Genomic DNA, 23,589 nt, shown 5'->3' with positions numbered 1-23,589 from the left:
TCTAAAAGGGCAAATGGCAGAATAAATCATTTGCCCTTTTTATTCGTTATTTTTTAAGAAGTGCTTCTACTTGATCGTTGAAAGTATCCATTTGTGTTTGTACATCTGCCCCGCCACGGTAAATTTGTTCCCAAGATTTTCCGTATAATTGAGCAATTTCTTCAAATTGTGGGATAAGTGGCATTGGTTCTGCAGTTTTCATTTGTTCGCCAAAGACTTTGTAGTAAGGGTCGTTTTTCAGCATATCGTCTTCCCAAGCATCCATACGTGCTGGCATCGAGTTTGTATCTTTTAACCAAGATAATTGCACGTCAGGTTGACTCATATAGTCCATGAATTTAAGCGCATCATCTTTTTTATTACTATATTTGAAAATGGAAAGGTTAGCGCCACCTAAGCTTGATTCGTTATTTTCTTTTTTAGGTAGTACAGCAGTAGCCCATTTTCCGTCAATGTCAGGGGCAGTGTCTTTCAGTGTATTAACCATCCAAGGGCCACTCATGAACATTGGTACAATTCCGTCGCCACCAAAGCTTTGAGACGCATCTAAACCAAGATCAGTGTCTGGTGCGGAACCATTTTTAATGAAACTATCTAAATAAGTAACAGTGTCTACGAAAGGTTTTTTATTGAATACTGGAGTACCGTCTTTATCGAAAAGAGGGGAGCCGTTTTGACGTCCGAAAATGAAACCAGTAGTTTGTTCGTTTGGATCAATAGCAAAGCCGTACATATCTTTGCCGCGTTTAGAAAGTTTAAGTGCCGCGTCAGAAAGTTCATCCCAAGTTTTTGGTGCTTCATTATAACCAACTTTTTTCAGTAAATCGGTACGGTAGAATAATACGCGAGTTTCTGCATACCACGGAACACCGTATGTTTTTCCATCAAATTGAGTAGTTTTTACTGAACCTGGGAAAAATAGATCAGAGTTCATATTTTTACTTTTTTCTACATCTTTTGTAATATCAAGTAGTGCACCAGCTTCGACAAATTCAGGCATCCACGTTGTTCCCATTTGGACTACATCGGGGCCAGATTTTGAAGCAACGGCTGTAAGTAATTTATCATGTGCATTTGCCCAAGGAATAACTTGAACTTTAACTTCGATGCCAGTATCTTTCGTGAATTTTTGTGCGAGTTCTTTTAATGACTTGGCTTCATCGCCCATAGCCCAAACATTTAATACTTTAGAATCGCTGGAATTTGCATCATCCTTTGACCCACCACACGCCATTAATACTAAACTAAGCGACAACACTAAAGCTAAAACGACAAACATCTTTTTCTTCATGATTTTTCCTCCATTTTTTGTTTTTTTCAAAGCAACTTGACTAACTAAAAGCTGTTAAAGAATAAAAACTGTTGTACAGAACTTACGCGCCGTACGGGATGAAGCAAATTGCGAAAATCAATTCACATACACAATATTTCATAGAAACGTTTCGACAAGGTTATTATAGTATATTATGTAATCGGTTTCAAGTGAATTGCTATTTTATTTTTAGTTTATCTATCTAGAGCGTTGTATATCAATGCTTTTGCTATTGGAAAAATTTAAAAGATTAAAATTCTAAAAAACGAGATACTATAGAAAGAACTGAAAAATAGGACCGTTTCACCATGTGAATGTCGTTTTTGGTTGACTAAAGAAAAGAAAGCGCTTATACTGTTGTTATATTTGAATAGAAACGTTTCGAAAAATGTGTGCAGGAGGTTCCTATGAAACAAGAAAAAGTACAAGAATTAGTTAGTCAAATGACCTTAGATGAAAAAATCGCTCAATGTCTTCAACTTTCGCCTTTTCTTTTTAAAGGTACAAACAAAAATGCAGAACTAACAGGGCCACTTCTTCAAGAAATGAAATTAACGGATGCGCATACTGAAAATGCGGGTTCGGTGCTTGGATCAAGTTCGGCGCTTGATATGATTGGTATTCAAGAAGCTTATTTAAAAACGAATCGCTTAGGAATTCCGCTTGTTTTTATGGCGGATGTTATACATGGTTATAAAACGGTTTTTCCTATTCCACTTGCACTTGGTTGTTCTTTTGACCGGGAGACAGTTCGAGTGATGGCAGAAGTTTCGGCGCTCGAAGCAACTGCAGATGGGCATCATGTCACTTTTTCACCAATGCTTGATTTAGTACGTGACCCTCGGTGGGGACGTGTGATGGAATCAACTGGTGAGGATCCATTTTTAAATAGTGAACTTGGGAAAGCAATGGTAGATGGTTACCAAGGTGATGCGAGTAAACTAAATGAAAACTTGGAGCAGATGGCGGCATGTGTCAAACATTTTGCTGCATACGGGGCTGCGGAGGCTGGGTTGGAATACAACACAGTTAATATGTCTACGCGCGAACTATATCAAAATTATTTACCGGCTTACAATGCCGCGATACAAGCTGGAGCTAAATTAGTCATGACTGCTTTTAACGTAGTGGACGGGATTCCAGCAACAATGAACAAATGGCTGAACCGAGATGTGCTACGAGGCGAAATGGAGTTTGACGGTGTACTTATTTCTGACTGGGGCGCTGTAGCCGAAGTAATTAATCACGGAACAGCAAGAAATCCTAAAGAAGCCGCACAGTTTTCGATGGAAGCAGGCGTTGATTTAGAAATGATGACGACTTGTTATATCCATGAATTAAAAGGTTTAATTGAAGAAGGCAAATTATCCGAAAGCCTTTTAGATGAAGCAGTACTTCGGATGTTAAATTTAAAAAATGATTTAGGACTATTTGAAGATCCATATCGCGGATTAAAAAATAACGACCGCACAAAAGACATTTTAACCGATGAAAGTCGCGGGAAAGCTCGAGCAGCAGGCGTTGAATCCGCTGTGTTATTAGAAAACAAAAACCGATTACTTCCACTGGCTAAAGAAGCAAAAATTGCCTTGGTTGGTCCGCTTGCAACATCACCTGATATTCTCGGCGGTTGGAATGTATACGGCGAAGAAAAAGATGGCATCAATGTTGAAACAGGTTTACGTGAAGTATTTGAAACAGTCGAGGTTGTTTCAACGGAGTACACTGAATTGTCGGAAGAAGACAAAGTGGCAGTGAAAGCGGCAGTAGAGAATATGGATGTTGTCGTACTTGCGCTAGGTGAAAAAAATGAATGGGGCGGGGAAGCAGGAAGTCTTGCTACTATTCGTTTACCAGAAGCACAATATCAATTAGCGAAATTCGTTCAAACACTAGGAAAACCAGTTGTTATTACATTATTTAATGGTAGACCGCTTGAAGTGAAAGAGTTAGCAGAATCTAGTGATGCTCTTCTTGAATTATGGTTCCCAGGAACAGAAGCTGGCCGTGTCACTGCAGATTTATTAAGTGGTGCAAGTAATCCTTCAGGGAAATTATCCATGTCATTCCCGCAAACGACTGGTCAAATTCCGGTTTATTATAATCATTTACGCACTGGACGACCACAAACACCGGAAAATAAAGGCGAACGCTATGTGTCGCATTATCTTGATATTCCAAATGAACCATTTTATCCATTTGGTTACGGAAAAAGTTATAGCGAATTCGAGTTAAAAACAAGCGCTCTTCCGAAAGAACTAAATTTAGGCGAGTCACTACATGTAGAAGTAACCATTAAAAACATTAGTGATATTGCTGGAAAAGAAGTAATCCAAGTGTATTTACAAGATGTGACAGCGAGCATTTCACGGCCTGTCAAAGAATTAAAAGCTTTTGAAAAAGTGGCGCTTCAAGCTGGCGAAGAAAAAACAGTTACATTTGAATTAACAAGCGAGGCATTTTCATTCTATAACCATCAACTTGAAAAAGTGCAAGAACCGGGACTTCACCGAGTTTTTGTTGGGACTAGTAGTGAAGATGTAGACGTTTTTGAAGTGGAAGTGGGTGGATATGTGTGACAATGTTAAAAGAAATTAAAAAAGCGGATTTATCAGCCGCATTTTATCCGAGCGGGGAGCTTGCTTGGCTAAAATTAAAAGATATTATGCTAAATCAAGTGATTCAAAATCCATTAGAAAATCGCTTATCGCAAATATATGTACGCGTGCATTTAGGAGATAAAATAGAAATTTATCCACTACTTAGCAGGGATGCTGAAGTTGGTTTTAACGAAAATGGCGTGGAGTATCGCGGTGTAGTTGGACCATTTCGTTATAGTGTGCAAATGCATTTTCATACGCGAGGTTGGTTTTATGATGTCACAGTGGATGGTGATCTTGAGTTTGATCTTGTTTACTTACAAGACTTGGGGCTTGCAGAACAAGCGGCAGTGAGAACAAATGAAGCTTATATGTCGCAATATATTGATTATCATGTGACAGAAGGCGCGACTGGTTTCACTGTTCAAGCCCGCCAAAACCAACCACAAAATGAGCGCTTCCCAGCAGTTCAAATTGGAGCATTAACGAAAATTGTAGGTTATGCAACAGATGGTTTTGATATTTATGGAACTAATTATAAACTGACTGGCGAACTAGCTAACCTTAAGGAAAAATCATTGCCAAACCGCGTCTACCAATATGAATTCGCTCAAATTTCCTTACAAACAGAGCTATTTACTAATCACGGTGAAACAAGCTTTTACGGGTATGCAACAGAAAATCAACCAAAAGCATCTGGAGCACCAATCGAAAATTTAGCGGAACTAAAAAGTAATATTTCAGAGCAACCTTATCAACCAAGTACTAAAGCCATATTAAACAAACATATAGGAACACCAATTACCGGCGAAACAATTTCTGACAGCTGGCTTCAAGAGAACTTCCCAGACCGGATTCAAGAAGAACAACAAAACGGCGCACTGCTCTCCTTTTTCACACCAAACTATGCACATGTTGTGATGCGCGAAAAAGAAGCAGAATTAGAACGCCCTCATGGCAGTATTTTGCTTGATAAAGTGGATGTTTTAAACCCAGAAGCGACACTTTCAGCAACAACGTACATGTACGGGGCATTTTTATCACAATTAGTTGCTGGAAATACGAATATGAACAAATGGAATAGCCACGCGCGTAATCCGCTCAATATTCTTCAAACAAGCGGATTAAGAATTTATATCGAATTAGATTCCGAACTTCGACTACTCGGCGTACCGTCTGTCTGGGAAACTAGTACGAATTACTCAACTTGGTATTATCAGTGGAACGGCGACCTAATCACGGTACAAACCACCTTAACTGCTGATAGTAAAGAGGCATTCGTCACCGTTCATTCGGAAAAAGGTCATTCATATAAATTAGTCTTAACAAATCAAGTAACTATGGGGACAAATGAATATGATACTACCGTGAAAAAAGAAATCAAAGACGGAATCGTCACTTATTTCCCAGCAGAAGACTCGCCGATTTTAGAAACCTATCCGGCACTTCAATTCCGCGTAGATGGAACTTATAATGAACTGACTGACGAACGTTATTTTGCGAAAGATTACGTGGGAACAGCAGGTTTGGATGTGTTTGTTTTTGAACCAAGTGATAAAGCTACTTTCCATGTTCAAGCAAAACTCAGCGATGAATTCTCGAAACCAACTGAGGATTTAGAAGCAAACAACAAAGTAATTCGCGCTAGCTATGACGAATTAACTGCTCAGTTCCATTTGAATCATCAAAGTACAACAGCGGAGAAACTGAATTTAACGGTTTATTGGTATGCGCATCAAATGTTGGTCCACTATGCTTCACCTCATGGGTTAGAGCAGTACAGCGGAGCGGCTTGGGGTACGCGTGATGTGAGTCAAGGTCCATTTGAATTTTTCCTTGCAACGGGTAATAAGGCTGTTTTACGTAAGCTAGTGTTAACCATTTTTTCTCATCAATATCAAGATACTGGTGATTGGCCACAATGGTTTATGTTTGATAAATATACATCGATTCAGCAAGAAGAAAGCCACGGCGATGTTATTGTTTGGCCACTGAAAATTATTGGTGATTACTTGGAAATGAGCGGAGATACAGGGATTTTAGAAGAAGCTATTCCTTTTGTTGACCGCGAATCGAAAACCTTTACGAAAGAGCAAGGAACTCTTCTTGAACACATTGAACTCGCAGTGAAAACGATCGAAGCACGCTTTATGAAAGGAACGGCTCTTTCTAATTACGGCGATGGTGACTGGGATGACACACTTCAACCAGCTAATGCCCAGCTTAAGAAAAACATGGTATCCAGCTGGACGGTCGCGCTAACTTATCAAACATTTAAACGTTTAGCTGCATTTTTACCAGTAGGTGAGAAATACGAAACATTAGCAAAAAATGTTCAAGCGGACTTTGCGAAATATATGACAAATGATACCGATGTTATTCCAGGTTTCCTTTATTTAGAAGAAGGAAAAGCACCTGTATGGATGATTCACCCAGAAGACAAAGAGACGAATATTAAATATCGCTTAATACCACTGACGAGAAGTGTAATTTCTGAATTAGTCGATAAAAAGCAAGCCAGTCGTAATTTTGAAATTATCGGTGAGCATTTACTTCATCCAGATGGCGTAAGATTAATGAGCGAGCCAGCGCATTATGCTGGTGGTGTAAGTACTCATTTTAAACGGGCAGAGCAAGCAGCCAATTTTGGCCGAGAAGTTGGTTTGCAATACGTGCATGCGCATATTCGTTATATTGAAGCTTTAGCTAAAATTGGCGATAAATCCGCTTGGCATATGCTTGATGTCATTAATCCAATCAATATTAAAGAAGTTGTCCCAAATGCGGCACTTCGTCAAAGTAATACTTATTTCAGTAGTTCTGATGCAGCATTTTTAGATCGCTATCAGGCGCAAAATGAGTTTAGTCGTGTGAAAGAAGGCAGTATTCCGGTGAAAGGCGGTTGGCGGATTTATTCTAGCGGCCCAGGAATCTATTTGCATCAATTAATAAGTTCTGTTCTTGGTATTCGTCAAACGGAAGATACGCTTATTTTTGATCCGATTTTACCTGAAGATTTAGATGGATTAGAATGTCATATTGAACTAGATAATTATCCGCTTGATCTTACTTTCGAAAGTGCGGATGAGGGTTCTATTGTCGTGAATGGTGAAAAACAACCAGTTGAAAATGGAGCGAATTTGTACCGAACTGGCGCACTCATTTTACCGAAAAAGAATTTAACGACAAAATGTTCACAAATCACGATTAAATTTCAAAAAAATAACCGTCTCTAAGGTTGTTTTGTGTATAATAAAAGAAAACAGAAAAGGATGCGATTCACGTGGTAGGAATTAAAGATATCGCGAAAAAGGCAGGGGTTTCCATTTCAACAGTATCCTACGCGCTTAATGGCAGCCCGAAAGTAACCGAAAAAACGCGAAAACGAATTATGACCATCGCAAATGAATTGAATTATATTCCCAATATGGCAGCACGAACGTTAAAAACAAGAGAAACAAAAATTATCGGCGTTTATTTAACGAATTACGGCGGGATTTTTTACGGGACTTTACTTGAAGGTTTAACGAAAACGCTATACAAACATGGATATGAACTCATTGCATGCAGTGGTACGAAAACACACCGATTTTTACCCGAGAAAATGATTGATGGCGCTATTATTTTAGATGCGAATTTCCCGTCGAGTGAAATCATTAATTATGCAAATCGTGGTCATAAATTAGTTGTGCTTGACCGCGAACTTACTCATGAGAATGTGTGCCAAGTCTTACTAGATAACAAGGGCGGCGCAACACTTGCAATAGATTATTTGTCTACTAATTTCAAAGGAGACTTTTATGTAATTACAGGTCCAGAAGATTCTTATGATGCAAGAGTTCGTCTAGAAACAGCAAAGCAAGAGTTGGCTCGTTCGAATGATAAAAAAGTGCATATTATTGAAGGCCATTTTTCCGAAGAGAGTGGCGAAAAAGCAGCCGCAATTATCGCCGAAAACTGGAAAGCACCTGTTTCCGTCTTTGCTTTAAATGATAATATGGCGATTGGGATGTATCGATATTTTGCTGGAACGGATTTAGAAATTGGCAAAGACGTCCGAATTATTGGCTTTGATAATACGGATATTAGCGAATATTTAGTGCCGCGCCTAGCTACTATCGAATACTCGAAGTACAAATGGGGAGCAGTGGCTGCGGATAAACTTGTCGAACTTCTCGAGGGTGAAAAAGCTGAAAATGAAATAATCTATACAACTAGAATCAGTGGTCCATCTGTTTCAAACAGTTAGTACGCTTTTTTCCTTATTTTAAGGTATACTTAAGATAAAATTAAAGGAGCTGTTGGCTAATGAAACTAGGAATTATGGGAACGAACTGGATTACTGATTCTTTTATTGAAGGCGCGATTAATTCAGGCGAATGGAATTTAACTGCTGTTTATTCAAGAACAGAAGAAAAAGCACGCGCATTTGGAGAAAAATACGGCGAGTTGACTTATTTCACAGATATTGAAGAAATGGGGAAATCAGATGCGCTTGATGCTGTCTACATTGCTTCTCCCAATGCGCTTCATTATCAGCATGCAGTGAGCTTACTGAAAAATAAAAAGCATGTTATTGTAGAAAAACCGATTTTTTCTACCGTAGCAGAATTAGAGCATGCGCACCAAATTGCTCGTGAAAATAATGTCTTTTTATTTGAAGCAGCACGCCACATTCAAGAACCAAACTTCAAACGATTACAAGAAAATATCGAAAAAGTTGGCACAATTCACGGCGCAACACTTGCTTATATGAAATATTCTTCCAGATACGATCAAGTTTTAAACGGAGAAGAACCAAATATTTTCTCGTTGAAATTCTCTGGCGGATCAATAGTTGACTTAGGTGTCTATCCATTATATTCAGCGATTACACTATTCGGTGAACCCATTAAAGCAACTTATTTTGCAACGAAATTACCAACTGGTGTAGACGGACTTGGACCAATCATTCTTGAATATCCATCCTTCAATATCACTATCATTCAAGGAAAAAATTCACAATCCTTCTTACCAAGTGAAATCTACGGTCAAAAAGGAACACTAATTGTCGATCCGCTGACAGGAATTGAAAAAATTACTTTTTATGATAATGCGACAAAAGAAGAAACAGAGCTGGCTGGCCCAGTTGTTGCTAATGATATGCAATTTGAAGCAGCAGAGTTTGCAAGAATTATCAAACAAGGTGACCGAGATACATACGAATACTTAGCCGATTTAAGCTTAAAAGTATTACGTGTTTCAAACGAACTACGGCACCAAAACGATATTTGGTTTGACGCAGAAAAATAATTTTGAAGAACTAGGAAAAAGCTACCATGCTGATTCCTAGTTTTTTTGTGCTTGACAATAAATGAAATTCAAGTGTACTATTTACTTAATACACTAGTTCCGTTTAAAAAGGAGGTAACAATGAATCCGACTTTTCATGCAGATAAACCAATCTATAGTCAAATCTCTGACTGGATGAAAAAACAAATGATTACAGGTGAATGGAAGGGTGAAGATAAGTTGCCTTCTGTTCGGGAAATGGGCGTAAAGCTTGCAGTGAATCCTAATACCGTCAGCCGCGCCTATCAAGAATTAGAACGAGCGGGCTATATTTATGCAAAACGAGGGATGGGATCATTCGTCACTTCCGACAAAGCACTTTTTGACCAATTAAAAAAAGAGTTAGCAGATGAAATTACAGAACGCTTTTTGGAAGAAGCGAAGAGCATCGGTTTAGACGACCAAACAGCAATAGAATTACTAATAAAAAGGAGCCGAAACCATGAATGAAAACCTAATTACAATTACGGGATTAACGAAAAAATATCGAAAAAGAAAACCATTAAATGACATTAACCTATCTCTTCAAAAAGGGAAAATCATCGGCCTTCTTGGTCCTAATGGCGCGGGAAAAACTACTTTGTTAAATGCAATGTCAGGTCTACTTAAACCAACATCTGGGACAATAAACCTAGCTGAACACAGCAGAATCGCCTATCTGCCAAGTGAAGATTTTCTACCCAATATGGTTATCCGCGACTATTTTCAAATTTATCGCAGTTTTTTTCCGGATTTTGACCAAGAAAAAGCAAAACAAATGATTCATTCACTTGGAATCAACGTAAAAGAAAATACCAAATACTTATCCAAAGGTAATGCCGCAAAAGTAATGCTGGCACTTATTTTATGCCGAGATGTAGACCTTTATTTGCTGGATGAGCCATTTTCAGAAATTGATTTGATTTCACGTGATGACCTAATTAAAAGCATCGCGACGTTTCTTAAAGAAGATGCCACACTTGTTGTCACAACACACTTAATTCAAGATATGGAAATGATGTTTGATGAAATTATCTTCTTGAAACGAGGCAAAATAATCGAGCAAATAGACACAGAAACACTTCGGGAAGAAAACGGGAAATCAGTGGTGGATTACTATAGGGAGGTATTTGGACATGCTTAAAGCACACTGGAAATTAGAATGGAATGCGCATCGTTACATATTTGTTGCAACTTTTGTTGGTTGGCTGATTTGTTTACTTATTGGTCTTTTTTCTAAATTAGGAAATGGCTTATCAGAGCCGCTTGTAATGGAGTCAGATATAGATGGAGCTGTATTTGGGTCCGGCGATGGTGTTTTCATAGCTTTAATAGGCATTGTTGGTGCTAGTTGGTTACTCATTTGGTTACTTTTATTTTTGGCAGCAGCTCGATCTGGAATTTACGATGAAAACCGTTATTTGTTTTTTCAAACAGAAACACCTATTTGGAAAATACTATTGAATAAATTAATCATCGTCTTAATCGAGACGGCTATTCTAACAGCTGGAGTTCTTGTGATTATAATTAGCTTGGCGATAATTGGCGGCGCGGAGATGTCTTTTTCAGTAATACTAAATATCATTTTTGATACTTTTTTAGCGATAGGACTCAATACTTTTTCTTTCGTCTGTGCCCTTTTTTTAGCAACAGCTTTGAGTATGGTGCCAGTCAATGGTTTCCGCGTTGGTTTTATTGGCGCATTAATCTACTTTGTCCTAATTAATGCAATTCAAATATCTATCGGCACAGATTTTTTACCTAAAAGTAGCTCAGAAATCCATTTTTATTATTCTCTTTTTTCAAGTGTTCATTTTAATTTTATCCAGATGGGTTTTAATCTTTTGATGGCTCTTATTTACATTTTTCTAGCAACAAAAATTCTAAATAAAAGTGCAGACTTGCAGTAAGCATGGTATGATACAGAGAAGAACTAATAAAGGAGTCGGGTCATGACAGAATCAAATATCCCAAGCTTTTGGGCGGAAAAATGGAAAGAACATGGTTATGAAACGCCAACTGAGATTCAAAGTGCGATGTACCAACCAATCAAAGACGGCGCGGATGTACTCGCAGTATCACCAACTGGAACGGGGAAAACAGTCGCTTATGCACTGCCAACCCTTGAAAAAATAGAAGCAATTCCAAAAACACAATGGCTTGTTTTAGCGCCATCTCATGAATTAGTTATGCAAATCACGGAAGTAATCCGTTCGTGGTTACCAAGTGATGAACTGACAGTAATCTCTTTAATCGGAGGAGCCAATGTAAAACGGCAAATCGAAAAATTAAAGAAAAAACCACAAATTATTGTAGCCTCTCCAGGTCGTGCACTTGAACTAATCAAACAAAAGAAAATAAAAATGCACGAAATTAAAACGATTACTTTAGATGAGTGTGACCAATTACTTCGCCAAGAGAACTTCAAAAGTACTCTAGAAATAGTTGAAAGTGCTGTGCGCGATCGTCAATTGACATTAGTATCTGCAACAAAACTCGAAAATCCTGAAGCCTTTTTCTTACAAACAGAAAAAACGCCAGTGATGCTTGAAGTAACAGCGAAACCAGAAGAATTAACAAACGTAGAGCATTTATACATGGATGTAGAGTCACGCGATAAAGCGACTCTTTTACGCCGAATTTCTCATATTAAAGACATGCGCGGCTTGGTTTTTGTGAAAGATAAACCACGTATGGAAATTTTATTAGAAAAACTACATTATGATAAAGTAAAAGCAGCCGGAATTCACGGTGAAATTCGTAAAGAAAAACGCAAAAAATATTTGGACGACTTTAAAAAAGGTACGTTAACTTATTTAATCGTGACAGATGTAGCGGCGCGTGGGCTAGATATAGAAGACTTACCATATGTCATCCATTATGACTTAGCAGCAAGCGAAAAAGAGTATACACACCGCTCTGGTCGTACAGGACGGATGGGGAAAACTGGTACAGTAATTACTTTTGCCAATCCTCGTGAAATCAGAACGTTAAAACAATATTTAACTATCCATCATCTAAAAGGGAAACAAGTTCGTTTTTATCAAGGAAAACTTCTCGATGGAGCGGTTCCAGAAAATAAAATTGCTAAAAAAGCAAGCAGACCTCCAAAACAAGTTCAAAAAGGCAAAAAAGATGAAACGAAAAAACCTTTCCGAAGCGAAAAACCAAGTGGAGGAGCGGGAAGTCGTAAAGAAAAACCTACTAACTCCTCTAAAACAACACGGAATAACAAACCAAATAAATTTAATAAAAAACCAAATAATTTTAAAAAATCATAAGCTGTCGCGAATGTTTTTCTCTCTTCATAGATTGAAAAGCATTCGCACTTTTTTTTACTTAATTTTTATCGTTGCGAGTATGCTATTTAAAAAGGTATAATGGAAACATAGAGTTTTAAAAAGGAGTAGAGTAGATGTCTAGTAGAAAAGAAGAAGTCCTCCAACTTCTAAATGGAAAAGAAGAAAAAGTATCTGCTGCAGATGTCGCAGAATTGCTTCAAATGGACCGAGCGAACGCTAGTCGTTATCTAAATGATCTTTTTAAAGAAAAAAGAATAGACAAACTTCCTGGGAAACCAGTATTTTATCAGGCTTTAAAAACTGCTTCTAAAGTAGAAGAAGTAGCAGGGAGCTTCCAAGAGTCCGCATTTGGAAGATTAATTGGGTCGGAAGATAGTTTGAAAGTAAGTATACAACAAGCAAAAGCAGCAATACTTTATCCGCCAAATGGACTTCATAGTTTGATTTTAGGTCGAACTGGGACAGGGAAATCCCTTTTTGCGGAATGTATGTACCAATTTGCGAAAGAATCTCAAACTATCCCAGCTGATGCGCCATTTATATCCTTTAACTGTGCCGATTATGCGCAAAACCCGCAACTTTTATTCGGTCATATTTTTGGTGTTATAAAAGGAGCATACACGGGAGCAGAAGAAACTCGTGAAGGTTTACTAAAAAAAGCGGATGGCGGGATTTTATTTCTAGATGAAATTCACCGTTTACCCCCAGAAGGACAAGAAATGCTCTTCACTTTCATTGATAAAGGTGAATTTCGGCCACTTGGGGAAAGCGCTAACGTTCATCATGCGCAAGTGCAAATCATTGGTGCAACAACAGAATCACCAGATAACTTCTTACTAGAAACGTTCACTAGACGTATTCCGATGACAATCACCTTGCCATCACTTGCTGAAAGAAACTTAGAAGAACGTTATCAATTAATCGAGTTTTTCTTAAACCAAGAAGCAATCAGGCTGCATCAATCCATTCGCGTGCACCGAAAAGCACTTATTGCCTTTTTACTTTATCATGCAAGTGCCAACGTTGGTCAATTGCAAAGAGATTTAAAACTAGCGTGTGCCAAAGCCTTTTTACATTATAAAACAAAAACAGCCAATTATATTCTAATCGAACAAGATGATTTACCTATTCATGTCCAAAAAGGATTACTACATTTAAAAGACGAACCAGAGAAATTAAACCGCTTAATTGATGTTAATAAAGCGATTTTTAAATTCGTTGATACGAGCGATGCCTCTGCGGAAGTGGAAGATGTGCACGATGTTTACCATGCCATCCAAGAAAAAGCAGACCAGTTAATGAAAGAAGGTAAAGACCAAAGTGAGTTAGAAGAAGCACTTTATGTCGATGTGGATCAATATTTCCACGATTACATGGTCCAATTACCTACCCACCAAACAGCCAAAGAAATTATCGCGCCAGCAGTTTGGGAATTAACAGAAAAAGTGTACGCAATGGCAGAAGAAAAATTAAATCGTAAATATAATGAAAAAATGAAATTCGCTTTTTCCTTACATTTACAAAGCACCATTGAGCGTGTTCGTGAACAAAAACATATTATTCACCCGGATTTAAATAATATTCGTAAAAAATATCCAAAAGAATTCCAAGTCGCAATTGACCTATCCGCTTTAATTGAACAAGAACTTAGCATTGAAATTCCTTTTGATGAAATCGGATTTTTGACAATGTTTTTGACAGAGGAAGTAGTAGATACAGCACTTTCTCAGGAAAATCAAGTCGAAGTAATAGTCATGATGCATGGCAGGTCCACTGCAACAAGTATGGTTGAAACCGTGCAAGAGTTACTAAGCATTGAAAGCGGAATTGCCCTCGATATGCCTCTAACAGTTGAAGTGAAAGCGATGTATGAAAAACTAAAACAAACCGTCGTTAAATTAAATCCTGTTAAAGGTGTGTTGATACTTTCTGATATGGGTTCACTCACTTCATTTGGAAATATGCTTACAGAAGAGCTCGGCATCCGCACGAAAACGGTAACGATGGTCAGTACACCTGTTGTACTTGAAGCAATGCGAAAAGCATCTTTAGGTCGAGGTTTAGAAGATATTTACCAAAGTTGTGAGCAATTATTTGAAAATAAATATAAGGCCCATGTTTTACGAGCTAAGCCAGTCAAAAATGCTGTAATCTTTACTTGTTTTACTGGTGAAGGGGTAGCCGAACAACTGCGTAAAGTCGTAGCACCAATTATCGACGAAACGAAAATCGAAATTATCGTGTTACAATTCTTGCATAAAGAAGCTTTCAGAGAGCGGATCGATCAACTGATGGAAGAGTATAATATTTTAGCAATTATGGGTTCAGTTGCTTTTGAATATCGCGACATTCCATTCTTTAGCGCGCTTGAAGTACTATCAGAAGGCGGTTTAGGAATTGTTTCCAGAATTTTAAACGATGAAGTACCTTATGAAAAATTAATCGCCTCATTAGAAGGAAATTTACAAGCCGTGAGTTCTGCTGAGCAACTTGTTTATTTCCTAAGAAAAGTGATTTCAGAACTACAGCTGCAACTTAATGTGATTCTTGAATCTGGTGTAGACATCGGCATGATTCTCCACTTGGCTTTCCTTATCGAGCGTGTCAAACTGGGCGCGGTGGATAGAGAGTTCCCGGATTTAAATGAATTTGCTAAAAATCATATGGTTGAAATGCAGATTACGCAACAAATGATGGAAAACGTTGAAATTGAGTATGATATCGTCATCCCGCAATCAGAAATTGCTTATTTAACTCAGATGATGCTCTCTAATCAGGTGGAAGTTAACTAGAAAAAACAACCTGCCAAGTGTGTATTGTCTTACACACTTGGCTTTTTTACTTGTGTAAGTGGAAAGTTCGTACAGTAGCAACTTATAAGAAGAAAAGTTGGCACATATCTTGCATATTATATATACGTGCAGCTTTTCAAACTAGGAGGTTTATTAAATGAAAAACATCATGTTAGTTTGTTCGGCCGGTATGTCCACAAGTCTTCTCGTAAAAAAAATGACAGAAGCTATCGAAAATAACCATGTAGATGCCACTGTAATTGCAGTTGCAGAAGCTGATTTTGATAAGTATAAGGGCAATGTAGATGTAGTTTTACTTGCTCCACAAGTTCGTTTTTTAGAGAAGAATTTGAAGCGGGTACTGGATCCGCTGGGTATTCCAGTTTCAATCATTAATGGTATTGACTACGGAACAATGGACGGCGAAAAAGTGCTAAATGATGCACTAGCAATGATTAACAAATAACCTCGAGTTCGATACTGCTTGAAGAGGAAAAAGACACAGTTTTGATAAATGAAAAGGATGTGTAAACAATGGAATTAGAACAAACAATTATGCAATTAATCGTACACGGGGGTAACGCCAAGAGTGACGCAATGTTAGCTATCGAAGCGGCAAAAAAAGGGGATTTTGACGTTGCAGATGAGCAAATCAAAAATGCAGAAGCGGCACTACTTGAAGCGCATCATTCACAAACTTCATTAATTCAAGGAGAAGCGCGCGGCGAAAAAGCAGAAGTTTCTTTACTGTTAGTACACGCACAAGACCACTTAATGAATGCTATTACTTTTAAAGATTTAGCAAAAGAAATTGTTGATTTATACCGTTCTAAATAAGCTTTTGAAGGGATGATTTAAATGAGAAAATTAGGAATATCCGTATTTCCGCAACACGTAGCGCTTGAAGAATCATTAGAATATATTGAAACAGCTGCAAAATATGGTTTTAGCCGTATTTTCACGTGTTTAATTTCTGCTAATGACGAAGCGGAGTTTGCTAAATTAGAAACAATTTGCAAACGCGCTAAAGAACTAGGATTTGATGTTATTGCTGATGTTGATCCGACTGTATTTGAATCGTTAAATATCACTTACAAAGAATTAGATCGTTTCAAAGAGCTTGGACTAGCTGGCCTTCGTCTTGATTTAGGATTCTCCGGTTCAGAAGAAGCCGCAATGTCGTTTGATGATACTGACTTGAAAATTGAATTAAACATTAGTAATGGTACTCGTTACGTTGAAAATATCTTATCTTACCAAGCAAACGTAGGAAATATCATTGGGTGTCACAACTTCTACCCAAGAAAATATACTGGTCTTTCCAGAGAACATTTCTTACGTACAAGTAAACAATTCAAAGACTTAAACTTGCGTACAGCAGCATTCGTTTCTTCTAACAGCGGCGAATTTGGCCCATGGTTTGTTGTGGACGGCGGACTTCCAACAATGGAAGAACATCGCGGCGTGGACATTACTGTTCAAGCAAAAGATCTTTGGAACACTGGCCTGATTGATGATGTCATTGTAGGTAATATGTTTGCTTCAGAAGACGAATTACGCGCTTTAAGCGAATTAAACCGCAATGAATTACAACTCGCTGTTGAATTTTTAGATGGTGCAACAGATGTCGAAAAAGAAATTGTCTTAACACAAAAACATTTCAACCGTGGCGATGCTTCCGAGTACGTTTTACGCTCGACAATGACGCGTGTTAATTTCAAACAATACGATTTCCCAGCACATGACACAAATACCATTGCAAAAGGCGATGTAACAATCGACAACGACGGCTACGAACGCTACAAAGGCGAAATGCAAGTAGCTCTTCAAGAAATGGAAAACTCCGGCAACACCAATATCGTTGCTCGAATTGTTCCAGAAGAGCGTTATTTACTAGATACCATTCTACCGTGGCAACATTTTAGATTGGTTGAGAAGAAGAAATAAAACAACTATAAGTAGCACTAAAAAACGCCTGTAATCCTTTTTATAAATAAGGATTGCAGGCGTTTTATTGTATTAAAATTAAGCTTTCCCAATCAACCCATACAAAAACAAATGAATAATCTCCGCTTGTTTCTTCTCTAGTTCTTCTTCGGGGACTGTCAAACCTAATCCATTAATTGCATCGATAAAAAGTTGGATTACATCATCAGAAATGTCATTATTGATTACTTTTGCCTTTTTTCCGGCAGCAACATATTCCATATAAATATCATTTTTTAACTTGTTAATATTGTTTACTAAAAGTGTAATAAATTGAGAATCCTTGCTAGCTTCTGTAGATATAAATTTACTTAAAGACATATTGATTTCCGCTTGGCAAAGCTGGATGGCGCGTGCTAGTTTGTCTGTAAAAGTACCTTCAGAAACTAATATTTCTTCGGCTAAAGTAATCGTATCTTGCATAATGATTTTAGCGCATTCAGCAACGAGAGCTTCCTTATTTCCAAAATAATTATATATAGAAACTTGGGAGACCCCAGCGAGACTTGCAATATCTTTAATACTTACATCAGAAAAACCTTGTTTTCCAAATAAAGAAAGGGCTGCCTGAATAATTGCAGTCTTCTTTTTTAGTGTTCTTTTTTCATAATTATTCATGTTCTAAACACTTCCCTAAGCTAATCTTATCTTTAGTAATAATATAACACAAAAGCATTTAATTTGAAATATGAAACAGTAAATTTCAAAAGTTATTGACTTGTAAGGTGGGAGTATTATACAATAGTTTTGAAATATAGTTTATATTATTTCAAAACTAATGAGCCGTGAAAGGACTTTAATTATGATGAAAATAACAAAAAGAAAGAAAATAACGCTAATCATTTTGGGAGGTATCATCGGTTTGAGTTTTATTTTATATAAACCATTAATTAACTATTTAAGCGAACAAGCGGCGAATCCGCGTGGGATAATTGGTGAAATCACTACGAAAATATGGTCATCCTATTTTGAAGATTTGAGTAAGTGGACAATTAGTAATACTGAACTAAGCGATGTTACTCATGTATTAGATATTGGTTATGGTGGGGGCTCCAATGTTAAAAACCTAGCTGAACTAAATAAAAATTGGACTATTTACGGAGTGGATATTTCTGAAGAATCTTATAAAACAGCTACAAATTTAAATAAAAAAGCAATCAATAATGGCGAAGTGAAGCTATCTATTCAAGATGTTGCTTTGATGAATTATCAAGCGGATTTTTTCGATTTAGTTTACGCTATCCAAACGCATATGTACTGGGATAATCCCCAAAAAGGCTTTGAAGAAATCTATCGTGTCATGTCACAGGAGGGTGTTTTAATACTGTCGTCCGAAAAAGATAAAATTGATTATCACATGGACGAATATAAAACAACCGCCTCGCTAACAGCACTCTTGAAAGAAATTGGTTTTAGGGAGGTAGTGGAGAAGGAGAAAGGGAATTGGGTTTTGTATACGATCAGAAAATAACAGATCCATGTTTAGTTTCTAATTAAAGTCACTAAAAAGCCGAAAGCCTTGATTTCTCAAGTGCTTTCGGCTTTTTAGGACGCCCATACGCGGAATCGAACCACGAACTAGCCCTTAGGAGGGGCTTGTTATATCCGTTTAACTATATGGGCTTTGAAATGCAAACAACAGAAATAAGTTTACCAGAAATAAACATGAAGAGCAAGATAAATAAGCATTTGAAAAAGCGTATAGAATGCCTTTTCAAATGCTTATAAAGTATCAAATTTTAGCTAATTTATCTACAAAAGCAAGGGATCTGCCCGTACCAATTGCGACAGATTCAAGCGGACTTGGAGCCATATGTACAGGAACATCAATTTCTTGCACCAGCCAGTCACGGAAACCTTGGAGAAGAGATCCGCCGCCACTTAAAATAATACCACGATCAACAATATCGCCACTTAACTCAGGAGGGCACATTTCAAGAGTATTTCGAATTGCTTCAAGAATACGTTGCAATGTTTCTTCAAGAGCGCTTTGTATTTCCGTAGAACTTACTTGAATTGTTTTTGGTAAGCCAGTGAGTAAATCACGTCCACGAATATCAGCTGTTTGAGCTACATGTTCAATTGGCGCAAACCCTAATTCCATTTTAATACGTTCTGCAGTTGCTTGTCCGATTAAAAGGTTGTAGTTTTTACGGATGTATTGAATAATTTCTTCATCCATATGATCCCCACCAGTTCGAACGGAAGTGCTAGAAACAACACCACCATATGAAATAATGGCAATTTCGCTTGTACCGCCGCCAATATCCACAATAACATTCGCAACAGGCTCAGCAACCGGTAAATCAGCCCCGATAGCAGCAGCAACAGGCTCTTCAATTAGAGCAACTGAACGAGCACCAGTGGATCTTACCGCGTCAGAAATAGCGCGACGTTCCACAGAAGTTGCTCCAGTAGGTGTACAAACTACGACATTTGGTTTTCTAACGCCGCTAGTTGAAATTCTTCGCATAATTTCGCGTAACAATCCGCTTGTTAAATCAAAATCAGCAATTACACCATCTTTCATTGGTCTCACAGCGGAAATAGAAGTTGGCGTTTTACCAATCATTTCTTTTGCTTCATGACCAATCGCAAGTACCGTACCATCATTCGTATTTAGCGCGACCACAGAAGGCTCATTCAAGATAATTCCTTTTTCTTTACTGTAAACTAAAATATTCGCAGTACCTAAATCAATCCCAATAGTTGTTGTTCCAAACATTCTCACACCTAACTTTCTATTAAAAATAACGAGTCAATTCTAGGTGTATAAATAACAGTATAGACTCTTTTCACCTTATAAGCATTATTTAAACATGCTTGACATCAAAAGGTAATTTAAACGCGGAATAAAGCTGGTGTTTTAGCCATTTCGTAAAAAAATCGTAAAAAAAGTAATCCAATCAAAAAACGACTATCCATCCATAGATAGTCGTTTTTCATTAGGAAACTTTACGTTGTTTTTCAAATTCCGAATACATATAATAATAAATTAATCCACTAACGAGCGCCAAAACACCAATAATTGTAAAAGTTCCAGTGTAGCCAATTAAAGTAGAAAGCGTAATCGCGAGTGGGGCAATAACTTTACCAAGCGTATAACGGAGACCAGCAGCAGAAAAATACATTGCTCGCTTATCTTCCGGAGCTAATTGGGATACAAAGGTTTGTTGTAAACCAACTGTCATCAGTTCCGCAAAACTAAAGAGAATAATTGCGCAAATCGCACCCCATGGACCAGTGGAAATACCAAACAAGAATATGGCAACTGCATAAAGGAAAGAAGAATTCATAAAAACAAATTTCTCTCTAAAATGACTCATCCAGCGAGTAACAACGACTGTTAAAGCTGCCACAAAGAATCCGTTGATAGAAACAATTACACCAAACAGCTGCTCCCCAGTAAAATGAAACGCGAACAAGTTAGATGCACCGATAACTTCTTTAATATATAGCGGGAATAGTAAATCCAGTTGCATAAACGACTGAGAAACAATAATGCCAGCAATAATGTATAAGAAGAAAATCTTATCCTTAAAAATAACTTTATAATTTTTAAGTTGCTCCAATAAAACAGCTCCAATACTTTTCCGAACAACTTCTTTTTGCAAATCAGGGTTAACTAAAAGTGGTGCTGTTTCATGACCAAATTTTTGTAGTAAAAAGAGTAATAATAAATCCGCGCAAACAATCGCAAGTAATGTTTCAGTCGTAAAATTATAAAATAGTACAGAACCCAGAATCGGTCCGATAACCACTGCGATATTAATCATCATGTAGAAAACAGAATAAATATGTGTCCGGTGTTCAGGAGGTACGACATCAGCAATCATCGCTTGACTCGCAGGCTGATAAAAAGCCATGAAAACACTGGCAATGGCAAACCCAGCAAAACTTAAGTAAGGAGAGTCAACTACATGGAGTGCACCTATTGCAAAAACAAGAAAACCGAAGCCTTCACCAATGACAGAAATACTCATCATCCGTTTTCTACCAAAGTTATCAGCGAAGTAACCGCCAAGCAAAGCTGTGAAAACCGCCAAAACTTGCGAAATAATCAGCAAAAGGCTCGTCAGTTCGCGCCCAATACTTTCAGAAAAATAAATTGTTAAAAAGGGGAAGACCATCCAAAACGAAATATCGAGTAGTGCTTCCCCAAAAAGCCTTACTTTTAAATTGATGTCCCAAGTTCTAAATTTCATCTAATGCACCTCGCTCTCTTTTATGAAAAATAACAAACGAAAACCCTTGAAAGCAAAGAGCTACAAGGGTTTTACGCAAAAGGTATAAGGTTTAAAAAAGGATTAGAATGCCCAATCACCTTTACGGAAAACAGGAACAACTTCACCAGATTCGGTTACACCATCAATGTCCATTTCAGAAGAACCAATCATGAAGTCAACGTGTGTCAAACTATTGTTTACACCAGCAGCTTCTAATTCTTCGCGAGACATTTCTTCGCCACCTTTAACATTAAACGCATACGCACTACCGATTGCTAGGTGGTTAGATGCATTTTCGTCAAATAGCGTGTTGTAGAATAAAATGCCAGATTGGGAAATAGGGGATGGATCTGGAACTAGAGCCACTTCGCCTAAATAATGAGAACCTTCATCCGTTGCGATTAAATCTTTTAAAATTTCTTCGCCAGATGCAGCTTCAACGCCAACAATACGACCTTTTTCGAAAGTGATTTTGAAGTCATCAATAATATTTCCTGCATAACTAAGTGGTTTCGTGCTTGAAACATAACCTTCCACTTTTAGTTTATCCGCACAACAGAAAACTTCTTCTGTTGGCATATTGGCCATAAATTCATGTCCTTTTTTGTTCTTACTACCAGCGCCAACCCAAAGATGGTTTTTTGGAAGACCAATTGTAAGGTCAGTTCCAGGAGCCGTATAATGTAAAGAAGTAAATTGTTTTTCATTTAAACTTTCTGCTTTGGCAGCAAGTGTTTGATCATGATTTTTCCAAGTTTCTACCGGGTTTTCAGTGTTAATACGAGTTGTTTCAAAAATAGCTTCCCAAAGTGTTTCCATTTGTTCTTCAGGTGTTAAATCTGGGAATACTTTTGCTGCCCAACCTTGTGAAGCTGCTGCAACAACTGTCCAGCTTACAACATTTGCTTGCATTAACTCACGAAACTCGCTCATTGCGCCACCCATTGTTTTCTGGAAAGTGGCAATTTTGTTGCTATCTACGCCATTTAGTAAATCTGGATCTTCAGATGTGATTGAAATAAAACAAGCGCCTTCTTTGGCAAGTTCTGTTTTTTCTGCAACACGGTGAACCGGAGCACTTTCAAAAACGCGTAGTGGAGCATTTTTGTAACGTAATGCGCCTAATTCTTCATCGCGCCAATCCATAATGACATCCTCTGCGCCTACTTCAAAAGCATATTTGGAAATAAGGCGCACTAGTGGAGCCGCGTCAACTGGAGCCATAATTACTACTTTCTGTTCAGGTTGGACGTTTACACCAACTTTTACAATCAATTCTGCATACTTTTCTAATTTTTCACTAAATACTGTCATAATTAATCACTCCAATCTTTTTATTCAATACGAGAATTGTATCTCAATTAATGAGGTAAAGCAACCACGAGGCTACTGTTTTTGCTATTTTTAAATAAATAAAAAAGCAAGTCCGAAAAAGAGGACTTGCTTTGTAATTATCCTTTTAATGCCTCGACAAAAGTTTTTGCATAACTTTCTGCGCGAACAACATCTTCTTCGTCAGGATCAAGGTCAACTTTTAGCCCAGCAACTGGAACTGTCGCGCCTTGTTCTTTCAGACGAGTTTCAACTAAATCAACTGTTAAGCAATATTCATCATAAAAAGTATCGCCAGAACCGAAAGAAGCGCAAACTTTGCCGCTAAAATCAACGTCGGCCATATCTTCATAAAAATCAACAAATTCATCAGGTAGTTGACCATCATCATAAGTGTAGCCACCGATTAATGCACCGTCATATTCTAACAAATCTTCAGGATCAACTGAAATACACTCTTCAATTTCAACTTCAATATCGTATTTTTCTAATTCTTCACCTAAAATGTCGGCAATTTCTTGTGTATTACCAGTCATGCTGGCATAAACGATCATAACTTTTGTCATTTTGCATCCCCATTTTCTGAATTTTTTATTGTTTAAAATGGCACAAACCAGTCTACCATTTTTTCAACTGATACATTCTATTATAAATGTCTTCAGAAAAACTGCAACCTTTTTTCCGGATTACTTTATTTCTAACGGTTTTCGAGCTATAATAGTAAATAGT

General features: G+C 37.6%; 19 protein-coding genes and 1 tRNA gene. 13 read left to right on the top strand and 7 right to left on the bottom strand.

Annotation, left to right across the window (positions count from 1 at the left end):
* Positions 1-46: 46 nt before the first annotated feature.
* On the bottom strand, positions 47-1,291 hold the full coding sequence (locus PQQ29_RS09000) for a sugar ABC transporter substrate-binding protein (RefSeq protein ID WP_010990984.1): 1,245 nt from the start codon (positions 1,289-1,291) through the stop codon (positions 47-49).
* 428 nt (positions 1,292-1,719) lie between these two features.
* Here PQQ29_RS09000 and PQQ29_RS08995 point away from each other — a divergent pair, with 428 nt between their 5' ends.
* From PQQ29_RS08995 to PQQ29_RS08940, 12 genes are all read left to right on the top strand, one after another.
* Positions 1,720-3,891: a glycoside hydrolase family 3 N-terminal domain-containing protein gene (locus PQQ29_RS08995; protein WP_187984158.1), complete on the top strand. Its 2,172-nt coding sequence runs from the start codon at positions 1,720-1,722 to the stop codon at positions 3,889-3,891.
* Complete coding sequence (locus PQQ29_RS08990; protein ID WP_187984157.1) at positions 3,888-7,148, top strand: 1,2-beta-oligoglucan phosphorylase; 3,261 nt, start codon at positions 3,888-3,890, stop codon at positions 7,146-7,148. Before PQQ29_RS08995 ends, PQQ29_RS08990 begins: the two co-directional genes overlap by 4 nt.
* 47 nt (positions 7,149-7,195) lie before the next feature.
* Positions 7,196-8,161, top strand: a complete 966-nt coding sequence (locus tag PQQ29_RS08985; RefSeq protein ID WP_187984156.1) for a LacI family DNA-binding transcriptional regulator — start codon at positions 7,196-7,198, stop codon at positions 8,159-8,161.
* 59 nt (positions 8,162-8,220) lie between these two features.
* Positions 8,221-9,204: a Gfo/Idh/MocA family protein gene (locus tag PQQ29_RS08980; protein ID WP_187984155.1), complete on the top strand. Its 984-nt coding sequence runs from the start codon at positions 8,221-8,223 to the stop codon at positions 9,202-9,204.
* A gap of 120 nt (positions 9,205-9,324) precedes the next feature.
* Positions 9,325-9,693 carry a GntR family transcriptional regulator gene (locus PQQ29_RS08975; RefSeq protein WP_003761776.1) on the top strand — a complete coding sequence of 123 codons (369 nt, stop codon included), beginning with the start codon at positions 9,325-9,327 and terminating at the stop codon, positions 9,691-9,693.
* The gene (locus tag PQQ29_RS08970; protein WP_003761774.1) at positions 9,686-10,366 is read left to right on the top strand and encodes an ABC transporter ATP-binding protein; all 681 of its coding nucleotides are present in this window, start codon (positions 9,686-9,688) and stop codon (positions 10,364-10,366) included. Before PQQ29_RS08975 ends, PQQ29_RS08970 begins: the two co-directional genes overlap by 8 nt.
* Positions 10,359-11,132, top strand: a complete 774-nt coding sequence (locus PQQ29_RS08965) for a hypothetical protein (protein ID WP_187984154.1) — start codon at positions 10,359-10,361, stop codon at positions 11,130-11,132. The genes PQQ29_RS08970 and PQQ29_RS08965 overlap by 8 nt, the downstream gene beginning before the upstream one ends.
* 42 nt (positions 11,133-11,174) lie before the next feature.
* A complete protein-coding gene (locus PQQ29_RS08960; RefSeq protein WP_010990977.1) occupies positions 11,175-12,503 on the top strand; it encodes a DEAD/DEAH box helicase in 1,329 nt (442 codons plus the stop codon).
* 134 nt (positions 12,504-12,637) lie between these two features.
* Positions 12,638-15,316: a sigma-54-dependent transcriptional regulator gene (locus PQQ29_RS08955; protein ID WP_147732885.1), complete on the top strand. Its 2,679-nt coding sequence runs from the start codon at positions 12,638-12,640 to the stop codon at positions 15,314-15,316.
* Positions 15,317-15,473: 157 nt separating this feature from the next.
* Positions 15,474-15,782 carry a PTS sugar transporter subunit IIB gene (locus PQQ29_RS08950; RefSeq protein ID WP_003762761.1) on the top strand — a complete coding sequence of 103 codons (309 nt, stop codon included), beginning with the start codon at positions 15,474-15,476 and terminating at the stop codon, positions 15,780-15,782.
* Positions 15,783-15,850: 68 nt separating this feature from the next.
* Complete coding sequence (locus PQQ29_RS08945; RefSeq protein ID WP_003722196.1) at positions 15,851-16,153, top strand: PTS sugar transporter subunit IIA; 303 nt, start codon at positions 15,851-15,853, stop codon at positions 16,151-16,153.
* A gap of 21 nt (positions 16,154-16,174) precedes the next feature.
* Positions 16,175-17,263 (top strand): DUF871 domain-containing protein, encoded by a 1,089-nt coding sequence (locus PQQ29_RS08940; RefSeq protein ID WP_003768999.1) that lies wholly within the window; start codon positions 16,175-16,177, stop codon positions 17,261-17,263.
* A 78-nt stretch (positions 17,264-17,341) separates the two neighbouring features.
* On the opposite strand, the gene PQQ29_RS08935 is transcribed toward PQQ29_RS08940, so the two are convergent.
* Complete coding sequence (locus tag PQQ29_RS08935; protein ID WP_187984153.1) at positions 17,342-17,920, bottom strand: TetR/AcrR family transcriptional regulator; 579 nt, start codon at positions 17,918-17,920, stop codon at positions 17,342-17,344.
* Between the two features lie 184 nt (positions 17,921-18,104).
* Between PQQ29_RS08935 and PQQ29_RS08930 the strand changes: the two genes are divergently transcribed.
* Entirely contained in the window at positions 18,105-18,773 is a 669-nt protein-coding gene (locus PQQ29_RS08930; RefSeq protein ID WP_187984152.1) for a class I SAM-dependent methyltransferase, read from the top strand.
* 80 nt (positions 18,774-18,853) lie between these two features.
* Here PQQ29_RS08930 and PQQ29_RS08925 read toward each other — a convergent pair.
* The 5 genes from PQQ29_RS08925 to PQQ29_RS08905 all read right to left on the bottom strand — a co-directional run bounded on the left by PQQ29_RS08925 (position 18,854) and on the right by PQQ29_RS08905 (position 23,426).
* Positions 18,854-18,925, bottom strand: a tRNA-Arg gene (locus tag PQQ29_RS08925).
* A 109-nt stretch (positions 18,926-19,034) separates the two neighbouring features.
* Entirely contained in the window at positions 19,035-20,027 is a 993-nt protein-coding gene (gene mreBH / locus PQQ29_RS08920) for a rod-share determining protein MreBH (RefSeq protein WP_010990971.1), read from the bottom strand.
* A 220-nt stretch (positions 20,028-20,247) separates the two neighbouring features.
* Entirely contained in the window at positions 20,248-21,507 is a 1,260-nt protein-coding gene (locus PQQ29_RS08915; RefSeq protein ID WP_003768991.1) for an MDR family MFS transporter, read from the bottom strand.
* A 102-nt stretch (positions 21,508-21,609) separates the two neighbouring features.
* On the bottom strand, positions 21,610-22,842 hold the full coding sequence (locus PQQ29_RS08910; RefSeq protein ID WP_003767291.1) for an aminopeptidase: 1,233 nt from the start codon (positions 22,840-22,842) through the stop codon (positions 21,610-21,612).
* A gap of 137 nt (positions 22,843-22,979) precedes the next feature.
* Positions 22,980-23,426 carry a flavodoxin gene (locus PQQ29_RS08905; protein ID WP_003767289.1) on the bottom strand — a complete coding sequence of 149 codons (447 nt, stop codon included), beginning with the start codon at positions 23,424-23,426 and terminating at the stop codon, positions 22,980-22,982.
* Between the last annotated feature and the right edge of the window lie 163 nt (positions 23,427-23,589).

It is taken from the genome of Listeria innocua, assembly GCF_028596125.1.
Taxonomy (GTDB): domain Bacteria; phylum Bacillota; class Bacilli; order Lactobacillales; family Listeriaceae; genus Listeria; species Listeria innocua.
The sequence above is the reverse complement of the archived record's forward strand: the minus strand, read 5'-3'. Positions and strand labels throughout refer to the sequence as shown.

What these genes read in the sequence shown, in the direction of transcription:
- PQQ29_RS09000 (WP_010990984.1), bottom strand. Translation starts at nt 1,291, where the DNA reads ATGAAGAAAAAGATGTTTGTCGTTTTAGCTTTAGTGTTGTCGCTTAGT.
- PQQ29_RS08995 (WP_187984158.1), top strand. Translation starts at nt 1,720, where the DNA reads ATGAAACAAGAAAAAGTACAAGAATTAGTTAGTCAAATGACCTTAGAT.
- PQQ29_RS08980 (WP_187984155.1), top strand. Translation starts at nt 8,221, where the DNA reads ATGAAACTAGGAATTATGGGAACGAACTGGATTACTGATTCTTTTATT.
- PQQ29_RS08975 (WP_003761776.1), top strand. Translation starts at nt 9,325, where the DNA reads ATGAATCCGACTTTTCATGCAGATAAACCAATCTATAGTCAAATCTCT.
- PQQ29_RS08970 (WP_003761774.1), top strand. Translation starts at nt 9,686, where the DNA reads ATGAATGAAAACCTAATTACAATTACGGGATTAACGAAAAAATATCGA.
- PQQ29_RS08965 (WP_187984154.1), top strand. Translation starts at nt 10,359, where the DNA reads ATGCTTAAAGCACACTGGAAATTAGAATGGAATGCGCATCGTTACATA.
- PQQ29_RS08960 (WP_010990977.1), top strand. Translation starts at nt 11,175, where the DNA reads ATGACAGAATCAAATATCCCAAGCTTTTGGGCGGAAAAATGGAAAGAA.
- PQQ29_RS08955 (WP_147732885.1), top strand. Translation starts at nt 12,638, where the DNA reads ATGTCTAGTAGAAAAGAAGAAGTCCTCCAACTTCTAAATGGAAAAGAA.
- PQQ29_RS08950 (WP_003762761.1), top strand. Translation starts at nt 15,474, where the DNA reads ATGAAAAACATCATGTTAGTTTGTTCGGCCGGTATGTCCACAAGTCTT.
- PQQ29_RS08945 (WP_003722196.1), top strand. Translation starts at nt 15,851, where the DNA reads ATGGAATTAGAACAAACAATTATGCAATTAATCGTACACGGGGGTAAC.
- PQQ29_RS08940 (WP_003768999.1), top strand. Translation starts at nt 16,175, where the DNA reads ATGAGAAAATTAGGAATATCCGTATTTCCGCAACACGTAGCGCTTGAA.
- PQQ29_RS08935 (WP_187984153.1), bottom strand. Translation starts at nt 17,920, where the DNA reads ATGAATAATTATGAAAAAAGAACACTAAAAAAGAAGACTGCAATTATT.
- PQQ29_RS08930 (WP_187984152.1), top strand. Translation starts at nt 18,105, where the DNA reads ATGATGAAAATAACAAAAAGAAAGAAAATAACGCTAATCATTTTGGGA.
- mreBH (WP_010990971.1), bottom strand. Translation starts at nt 20,027, where the DNA reads ATGTTTGGAACAACAACTATTGGGATTGATTTAGGTACTGCGAATATT.
- PQQ29_RS08915 (WP_003768991.1), bottom strand. Translation starts at nt 21,507, where the DNA reads ATGAAATTTAGAACTTGGGACATCAATTTAAAAGTAAGGCTTTTTGGG.
- PQQ29_RS08910 (WP_003767291.1), bottom strand. Translation starts at nt 22,842, where the DNA reads ATGACAGTATTTAGTGAAAAATTAGAAAAGTATGCAGAATTGATTGTA.
- PQQ29_RS08905 (WP_003767289.1), bottom strand. Translation starts at nt 23,426, where the DNA reads ATGACAAAAGTTATGATCGTTTATGCCAGCATGACTGGTAATACACAA.